6 protein-coding genes and 1 pseudogene are annotated in these 9,027 nt (G+C 69.8%); 1 reads left to right on the top strand and 6 read right to left on the bottom strand.

What is annotated here, in order from left to right:
- The 6 genes from NZ849_RS05295 to NZ849_RS05270 all read right to left on the bottom strand — a co-directional run.
- Positions 1–656, bottom strand: a 656-nt coding sequence (locus NZ849_RS05295; protein WP_295405030.1) for an ABC transporter permease, incomplete at its 3' end; no start/stop codon positions are given.
- Positions 656–2,185, bottom strand: a complete 1,530-nt coding sequence (locus NZ849_RS05290; protein ID WP_295405027.1) for an ABC transporter substrate-binding protein — start codon at positions 2,183–2,185, stop codon at positions 656–658. The genes NZ849_RS05295 and NZ849_RS05290, both read right to left, overlap by 1 nt.
- Positions 2,186–2,267: 82 nt before the next feature.
- Positions 2,268–4,172, bottom strand: a complete 1,905-nt coding sequence (locus NZ849_RS05285) for a delta-60 repeat domain-containing protein (RefSeq protein ID WP_295405025.1) — start codon at positions 4,170–4,172, stop codon at positions 2,268–2,270.
- 19 nt (positions 4,173–4,191) lie between these two features.
- The gene (locus tag NZ849_RS05280) at positions 4,192–6,717 is read right to left on the bottom strand and encodes a S8 family serine peptidase (RefSeq protein ID WP_295405022.1); all 2,526 of its coding nucleotides are present in this window, start codon (positions 6,715–6,717) and stop codon (positions 4,192–4,194) included.
- A gap of 32 nt (positions 6,718–6,749) precedes the next feature.
- On the bottom strand, positions 6,750–8,147 hold the full coding sequence (locus NZ849_RS05275) for a hypothetical protein (RefSeq protein WP_295405019.1): 1,398 nt from the start codon (positions 8,145–8,147) through the stop codon (positions 6,750–6,752).
- A complete protein-coding gene (locus tag NZ849_RS05270; protein WP_295405016.1) occupies positions 8,120–8,305 on the bottom strand; it encodes a hypothetical protein in 186 nt (61 codons plus the stop codon). Before NZ849_RS05270 ends, NZ849_RS05275 begins: the two co-directional genes overlap by 28 nt.
- Positions 8,306–8,463: 158 nt before the next feature.
- On the opposite strand from NZ849_RS05270, the pseudogene NZ849_RS05265 reads away from it, so the two are divergent.
- Positions 8,464–9,027: pseudogene (locus NZ849_RS05265) on the top strand (hypothetical protein); the annotation flags it as partial.

Here is a 9,027-nt window from a genome sequence, read left to right as displayed (position 1 = left end):
CCCTTGGCCCGGGCGGTGCGCACGTAATCGCTGCGAAGCTCGCGCAGCACCCCGCTGCGGGTCAGTCGGACGATGGCCGCCATGGAGAAGGTGCCCACCGCAACGGTGGGGAGGACCAGGTGGGCCGGATCCGGCAGGCCCGGCAGAGGCCCAACCCCGTAGCCCGAGATGGGCAGCCAGCGCAGCTCGAGGCCGAACACCAGGATAAGCATCAGCGCCAGCCAGAAGACCGGCACCGACTGGCCCAGCAGCGCCAGGAGCAGCACCCCGAACTCCAAGAGGCTGCCCTTCCTGATCGCCGCCGCCACCCCCGCCGGCACGCCCAGGACCACTGCAAAGATCAGGGCCGCTCCGGCTAGCACCATGCTGGCCGGCATCCGCTCCAGGACCAGCCCCAGGGCCGGGGTCTGGTTGCGTAGCGAGACCCCCAGGTCGCCCTGCAGGGCCCGTCCCAGGTAGGCCAGGTACTGCACCCAGACCGGCTGGTCAAAGCCGTAGGCCTTCCGGAACTGCTCCCGCACCTCAGGCGTGGCGTCCAGCGGTAGCAGCAGGTTGACCGGGTCGCCTGAGAGGAAGAGGAGGAAGAAGGCCAAGGTCGCGGCCCCCCAGACCACCACCAGGACGAGCAGGAGCCGGCGGAGCAGGTAGGCAAGCATCACCTGAAGGCCATCTCGGAGACGAAGAGCCGCTCATCGGGCCGAGGCTTCCAGTCCACCCGCCGGGCCACGCCGTAGAGGTCCTCCTGCTGGTACAGGAAGATCCAGGGGGCCTCGGCCCGTAGCACCCTGAGCGCGTCCAGGTACAGCTTCTTGCGCTGCTCTGGGTCGGTGGTGCGCTGGGCCTGCAGCACAGCCAGGTCGAAAGGCACGGAGCGGACGTAGCTGAAGGCCACTTGGCGGGGGCCGCCCCTCACCGTGCCGCCGTAGAACAGGCTGTAAAGCGTGTTGTCGGCATCAAACTCGTTGTTGCCCCAGCCCAGGAGCACCGCGTCAGTGGGGATGCGCCGCTCCAAGATCTGGGCTACGTAGGTGCTCCACTCCTGCACCCGCAGCTCCACCCGCACCCCCACCTGGGCCAGCTGGCCCACGATGGCCTCGGCCACCTGGCGGTCGTTGAGGTACCGGCCGCTGGGGGAGCCCATGGTCATGGTGAAGCCGTTGGGGTAGCCGGCTTCGGCCAGAAGCTGCCTAGCCCGGGCGGGGTTGTACTCGTAGGGCTGGCAGCTCCTGGCATCGTAGCCAAAGATGTACTCGTTCAGGGGGCAGCCAATGGGCCGGCCAAAGCCGCCCAGCACGTTCCTCACGATGGCCTGCTTATCCACCGCGTAGTTGAGGGCCAGCCGCACCTTGGGGTTGGCCAGGGGGCTGTCGGGGCGACCGCCGGTGTTGAGTATTACGAAGATGTTGCGGATGCTGGGGACACCGCGCACCTCGGCTGCCCCAGAGGCCCGCACCGTGGCCGCCGCCTCGGGGGCTAGGTTGGTGATGATGTCCACCCCGCCCGAGAGCAGCTCGGCCACCCGGCTGCTGGCCTCGGGGATGGGCCGGAAGATGGCGCGGCGGATCCTGGGCGCCCCAGCCCAGTAGTTGGGATTGGCCTCGAGCTCAAACTGCTGGTCGCGCACCCAGCGCACATAGCGATACGGACCGGTGCCCACGGGCTCCTGAAGATAGCGGTTGCCCCCCTCGGTCACGTACCTTTGGGGCAGGATGTAGAAGCCGGTGAGGCGGGTGGGAAAGACTGGGAAGGGGGTCTTGGTGATGAAGCGCAGGGTGGTGGGGTTGACCACCTGCACACTGGCTAGGTTGACCCAAGAGCTGGAGATGCGCAGGGGCCTCTGGGGGTCGATCACTCGGTCAAAGTTCCACTTAACCGTCTCAGCGGTGAGCTCCTCGCCGTTGTGAAACCGGACCCCCGGGCGGATGGTCATCTCCCAGGTGGTGGGGTTGATAGCCCGCACCCCGGTGGCCAGCCAGGGCCGCGCCGATCCATCGGGCATGCGCATGAAGAGGGTGTCAAAGATGTTGGAGAGCACGTTGGCCGTGGGGGTCTCGAGCTGGTTGTTGGGATCGAGCACCGTGACGTCCACGCCCTGGGCGATCACGATGGTGTCCGCGCGCTGGGCCCAGGTGAGGCTGGCCAGCACCAGGGCTGCTAGGGCGAGAGACCGGACTGTCCTCCTCATAAGAACCCCCCGATGACACTCCGATTGCTTCTGGCAAGCTACCAAACCCCAGGAGCCGCGTCAAGCACCCCTAAGCCCAGGGCTACCAGTAGCGCACCAGGGCGTAATCAACGTTGCTACCGCTCGCCCGGCTGCCCCCCGCGGCCACCAGCCTCCCGTCCGGTTGGAGGAGCAGGGCAAACGCCTGGTCTTCCCCCGCCAGCGGGGTCGTCACCTTACCACCCGCACCGAAGCTCGGGTCCAGCGTACCGTCAGGGTTGAGGCGCGCCAGAGCGAAGTCACTCCCACCAGGGGCCGCCGCATACCCCGCCACCACCAGCCGTCCGTCCGGCTGCCGCACCAGCGCGTGAGACAGGTCTTCTCCACTGCCGATGGGGATGACCACCTGGCCGCCCGTGCCGAAGCTCGTGTCGGGGCTACCGTCCAGGGGGTTGCGGCGCAGCAGCACGAAGTCGTAGTCGCTGCCGTTGTAGCTGTTCCCAGCCACCACCAGCCGCCCGTCGGGCTGCTGCAGTAGCGCGGTAGCGAGGGTGGCGCTGCCAACAACAGCCGTCACCTCCCCGCCGCTGCCGAAGGAGGCGTCGGGCACCCCGTCGGCCCCGTAGCGGCGGAGGAAGAGGACCGTCTGGCTCCCCACCTGCTTGGCCCCTGCCACCACCAGCTTCCCATCGGGCTGGAGGAGCAGATCCAGGCCACCGAAGACAAGCAGAGGGAGGAAGTAGGAGCTTGGACCTACCGGCACCCGCACCTGCCCCCCGGTGCCGAAGCCCGCGTCCAGCGCGCCGTTCTCGAGGTAACGGGTGAGGAAAAGCTCGGTGTTGCTCCCCTCTACGCTGTACCCCGCCACCACAATCCGGTTGCTGTTGTCCACGGCCGCGGCCAGGGCCGCGCTCTGGCTACCGATGAGGTCGGTCCTCTTCCCGTCCCCGTTGAAGCTAGTGTCCAGAAGACTGCTGCCATCTGGGTTGTAGCGGGCGAGCGCGATCCTGAAGGTGCTTCCACTGAAGGTGTACCCAGCAGCCACGAACTTGCTCCCGTTGGGCTGGGGGGCTAGGTCTAGGAGCAATTCTTGTCCGCCGAAGTCGGTCGTTTCTGTGGCTAGCCAATCCCCACTCCCCGTAAAGGCTGCCAGAGTGAAGTCGGAGTTGCCTCCGCTCCCCTGGGCGTGCCCTCCGACCACCAGCCCCCCATTCCGCCAGAGAAGGTCCCTGACGGTATTGCTCGCGCTGGCGATGTCGAAGATCCGAATCCCCCCGCTCCCAAAACTGGGGTCGGGCTCCCCCCGGGCCGCCACGAAGAGGCTGAGCTCCGCCTCCGCGCTCACCCCCCCTCCCGCCGCCCGCAGGCGCGGCCGGTGGAGGCCGGTGGGGGTGCTGGAGGTGGTGGAGAGGGTGAGGGGCAGGGTCGTCAGGGCGGCCAGCGTCACCCTGTCCGGCGCGAGGCTGAGCCCCGGGGGAACCGAACCCACCAGGGAGAGCTCCACCTCCCCCCGGAAGCCGCCCTCCGGGGCAAGCTCCAGGCTCACCGGGCCGCCCAGCCCCCGGGTGAGGCCGAAGGTGCCCGGGGGCAGCCCGAGCCGCAGCCCCGGGGCGGGCACGCTGAGGCGGAACCGGGCGGTGCGGGCCAGGCTGCCGCTCGTGGCCCTGAGCTGCAGCCGGTGCTCCCCTGGCGGGGCCGCCTCCCCTACGGAGAGGGTGAGGGGCTGGGTGATGGGGCTGGGGCCGCTCACGCTGAGGCTCGCGGGGGAGAGGCTGAGCCCCGCAGGGGCCTGTGAGCCGTCCTCCCGCTCCAGCGCGAGGCTCACCGTCCCGCTGAAGCCGCCCTCGGGGGTGAGGCGCAGGGTGAGGCTGGCGCTCCCGCCCCGGGCGGCGGTGAGGGAGGGGCTCTCCGGGTCGAGGGCGAGCTGGAAGCTGGGGTTACCCCCGCCCCCCCCGCCGCAGGCGGCGAGGAGGGCGAGGAGTCCGGGCAGGGTCCACCTGATGCTCATGGCTCTCCCTCCGTACCCCTCAGCAGAGCGGCACCACATTGATGATCCGGCTCCGGATGACCCTGTGGGTGCCGTCGTCAACCTCCAGGGTGATCGTGTGCCGCCCTCCCGGACCACCGCACTGGGCGTAGAGCCTTACCGACGACAGGCTCAGGCCCGTGCCCAGGAGCTGCTTGCCGCTGGCCGGCCCTCCCGGCTGCAGGTCGCCCCGGTCGGTGTACCACTCGATGATGAGCGAAGCCCCCTCCGGATCGGAGGCGGTGCCCGTCAGGTTGACCGTGTGGTACTGGCCGTTCGAGTCAGACCCGGACGCCACCACTGTCAGGTCGCTGGAGGGGTCGGTGATGCTGGCCGTGGGCGGGAGGTTGGTGCAGTTCACCACGTTGATGGTGATGCTCTCCTCGGCGAAGAGGGTGTGCGGGGCGGGTGCGTCGTCGGTGGCCCGCACGGTGATGGTGTAGGTACCCGGGCTGCTGAAGCTCCGGCTCACGCTGAAGCCGCTGCCTATCAGGGTGCTGCCCTGCCACCAGGTGACCCCGCCCACCGGGAAGTGGTGGCTGCTCGGGTTGTTGGGGTCGCTCACCTGGGCCTCAAACACCACAGGGCTGCCCGTGCAGAGGGTATCCGTGGGGGACGGGGCCGAGATGCGCACCGTGGGCGGGTCGTTGCGGATGGTGATGTTCACGCTGCTGCTGGTCTGCTGCCCCCCCGAGGTGGCCGTGGCGGTGAGGCGGTGGTTGCCGGGGCGCAGGGCAGTGGTGTCGAGGTAGAAGGCAGGCTGGTCGGGGAAGCGCGTGCCGCTGCCCAGGGGTCCATCCAGGCTGCTGGAGAAGCTCACCGAGGGGTTGCCCGGGGTGTCGGGGTCGTAGGCCGTGGCGACCAGGCGCAGGGGCCGCCGCCAGGAGTGGGCCTCCCCTTCCCTCGGGGCGTCAAAGCGGACGAAGGGGGGGACGTTGGCCCCGAGGGCCCGCTGCACCGCCCCCAGGGCATTGACCCGGCGCTGGTGCCCCCCGTGCGGGTGCACCCCGCCCACGTGGGCCGTGCTCAGGAGGATCTCCTCCACCTGGGCTGCGGACAGGGCCGGGTTCGCCGCTATGATGAGCGCGGCTACCCCGGCCACAAAGGGCGCGGAGAAGCTCGTCCCGTGGACCCGCCGCACCCGGTAGTAGCCGTTCACGTCCTCGCCAAGCTCCCTGGCCCTCTCGCCTATCGCCGAGGCCCAGACCGTGAAGGGGCCGTAGATGTCCACCGACTGGCTGTCGGCCTTCGTGCCGTAGTTGGAGTAGCCGTCCCGCTCGGTGGCGTTCCAGCGCATCCCGCCCACGCAGATCACCCCGTCCAGCTCGCAGGGTACCCAGAGGGCGCCCTCCCAGCGGATGCCCAGGAACTCGTCCTCCGCGTCTACGTTGACCCCGGCGTTCCCCGCGCTGGCGATGAGGAGGGGCCTATAGGGGAAGCTCAGGACGGCGTCCAGGATGGGTTTGATGAGCAGCTTGAGGCCCTCTCCCCACACCGCGGGGATTGACGCCGCCCCGCTCATGTTGATGATCCGGGGCCGCTCCGCCGCCAGGCCTCCGATGAGGCTGCCTATGAACTCCAGGATCTGGAAGAGGTCCCCCCCCGGGGTCTGCACCGCCATCAGCTCGGCGACCGGGCCGGCCGGACCGGCCACACCGAAGCTGTTGTCCAGCTTGGCCATGGCCGCCTGGGTGACCTGGGTCCCGTGCCAGGGGCAGGGATTGCCGCGGCAGCTGTGGAAGTTCTGCGTACCCCAGCCCCCCGTTCCGTAGAAGCTGCGGGCATCGGGGTAGTCCGGGAAGTCGCGCTCGAAGCCGCCGTCGATGATGGCGATCTTGACCCGGTTCGAGAGCTTCCCTGCCGCCTGCAGGAGCCTCCAGGCCTCCCCCACCCCGATGTTCTGCGGGCTGCCGGTGTTCATGTAGGGCCAGCTGAAGGCATCTCCCCGGTAGGGCTCGGTCTCCCCAACAAAGGTGTTGGCGCCTTCACTTGTTCTGCCCTCGGCGATCCCCTGGGGATACAGGACGAAGTTGGGTGCGATCGGGAGGTTCTGGCTCACCCCCTCCCGGGCCACCGTGGCCAGCAGGTTGAGCGCCTCCTGGCTTGAGACCTCCAGGTCGCTGCGGGCATCCGGCACCAGCTGGCGCAGATCCCGCGCCAGCTGAGCGGCATCGCCCTGGCTGGGGTTGAGCCGCACCAGGTGCAGCTTGGGCGCGCCCTCCACGCTGACGGTGCGCACGATGCGGCCGTTGTAGCGGGCCGCCAGCGCCTCAACCCGCGCGGTGTCGTCGCTCAGCACGAGGACCTCGTTGGCCACGAAGTCCGCCTGTGCCCCGCCCTGGTCCTTCACGGAGGCCAGGGGGCGGGCAGGCCCCCCGTCGGGGTCCGGGATGCTGGGCACCTGCGGGCTCAGGGACGTGTTCACCGTGATGGTGGAGGGGGGCAGGCCCCCGTTCCTGGGCTGGTTGCCCCCGCAGGCAGCGAGGAGCAAGAAGCTGAGGGACAGCAAGGCTGAGAAACGCTTCAACGGTAACCTCCTTTCTTTCTAGCCCCGTCAAGCTAGGGCAGGCTGTGGAAGAGCGGTAGCCCCGCCGGCGCGGGGAAGAGGGCGGGGGAGTGGGTGCGGGAAACACTGCTGGCATCGAAGAGACGTTCAGGAGTCCTCGGGCTGCCAGCGGGGGTGCTGCTGGTGAGCTGGCTGGGCGAGAGCCGGGCGAAGCGATGCCCGGGCCCAGCGGGGTCGTAGGTGATCCAGAGCCCTCCCCCTTCGTCGAAGGCCATCCCGTAGAGCCGGCCGTTTCCCAGGAAGATGCGCACCACCCCGTCGGTGGCCGGGCTGTTGAAGGTCTGGCTGCCGGTGCCGGAGAGGACCGCCTGGGGTAGGCGGTGGAGGGTGCCGGAGTTGAGCGACATCACCCAGAGGTTCCCCTGCCCGTCGAAGGCCAGGTCGCTGTTGCCGAGCCGGTTCGTCCCATCCCAGTGGAGGGTGATGAGGGTGCGGTCGGGGCCCTGGCCGGCCGGGATGGAGCTCCCCAGCCGAGACCGGTCGTAGCGGAGCACCGCCGGAGGCGTAGGCGCACCGCTGTCCGCCTGCCCCACCCAGAGGTTCCCCTCCCGGTCAAAGGCCAGGCTCCTGGGGTCGTCCACGCTGACGATCACCCCCGGAGCGATGGTGGTCACGCCGCTGCCGGCAGTCTCTAGATCGGCCCTGCCCAGGCGGAAGATGGTGTCCGAGTCCGCCTCGGCTACCCAGAGGTTCCCCTCCGGGTCAAAGGCCATGTCGTCGATGCGCCGGTCCTGGGCCAGGCCCCCCACGTTGATCTGGCGGTCGGGGGTGGGGCTGCTCCCCGTCAGGCTGGCCGCGGGGTAGCGGTAGAGGTGGGGCTCCGAGCCAAACTGCCGCCCCACCCAGAGGTTCCCCTCCCGGTCAAAGGCCAGGGCCACGTAGGCCCGGGTGTCCGCATCGGGGCTGGGGGTTACAGAGCCCCCCGTCCCCAGGGAGTCCCGGGAGAAGCCGTACACACGGCTGCGGGTGGCATCCCCAAACCACACCTTCCCGCTTGTGGGGATGAGGCTGTACTCCACCCGGGCCCTGGACGTCTCGTTGTTGCGCACGCAGACCTGGGTCTGCGCGCCCTGCGCGACCCGGTACACCTGCCGGACGATGGGGTGGGTGTCGATCACCCGCTCTGCCTGAACGGTGTAGGTCCCGGTGTTCACACCTAGGGTCTGCGATCCGGTAAGGTCCCGGCTGTAGCCCCCCGGACCGCTCACCCGCACCCGGGCCTGCACCCCTGAGGGCAGGCCGGTGACCTGCACCTCCAGGCTCCCCTGGCCGCCGGTGGGGCAGTCCCCGGCCCCGGGGTTGTTGCCGGGGTTGTTCCCCTGAGTAGCCCCCCCGCCGCAGGCGGCGAGGAGCAGGGCCGCCGCTAGAACAAGCCGCGTCTGTCTTTGCATGGTCTTTCTCCCCCCCTGGCGAGGGGATACTGGGCCTCCAGGTAGGCCAGGAGCGCCTCCCAGCTGGCGAAGTGGCGCACCTGTCCCCCGGCCTCCCTGACCGCCAGGGGTGGGTGGGCCTTGGGGTCAACCCGCAGGACCAGTAGCTTCCCTCGCACGAGCACAGCTTTCCTCAGGGGGCGTTGCAAAAGCGTTGCAAAACTGGGCCGGGACGGGCAGGGGCCCCTAGGGCCTCAGGTAGGGTTATGCTGCGCGAAACCAGGGCGTCTTGGGCAGCGCTGACAGGAGCTAGACAAATCCGGGCCACAGTGAGGCCATGAATACACCCCCCACCCTGCGCCGGCCCATGCGGGCCCCAAGCCGGGCCTCCCTGGCCCTCCTCTCCCTCGCCCTGCTCTCCTGCAACAGCGGAAGCCCGGACATCGCCGGCACCGTGAGCCTGCAGCTGGGCTCATCCGGCCAGACCCCCCAGGTGGAGTTCGTCCCCGGCGAGCTCATCGTCCGGCCCGAAGGCCCCTCCCTCCAGCGGCTCACCCTGGAGGGCGGAGCGGCCCCCGTGGTGCTCCAGCAGGTGCGCCCTTTGGGCCTGGAGGGAACCTACCTCTACCGCTTCGAGGGGGCCGCCGACCCGGTGGCCCTGGCGGAGCGCCTCTCCCGGGAGCCCGGGGTGCGCTACGCCCAGCCCAACTACATCCGCCGGGCCCTGGCCACCCCCAACGACGAGCTCTACCCGCTGCAATGGCACTACCCGGCCATCCGGCTGCCCCAGGCCTGGGATATCGAGCGGGGCCAGCGCAACCCGGTGGTGGTGGCCGTGGTGGACACCGGGGTGGCCCTCGGGCACCCCGACCTCAGGGGGAGGCTGCTGCCGGGCTACGAC

The organism is Meiothermus sp. (assembly GCF_025060375.1).
In the GTDB taxonomy this organism is placed as follows: Bacteria; Deinococcota; Deinococci; order Deinococcales; family Thermaceae; genus Meiothermus.
Note: the sequence above shows the minus strand (reverse complement) of the source record. Positions and strands in the feature narration are given on the sequence as shown.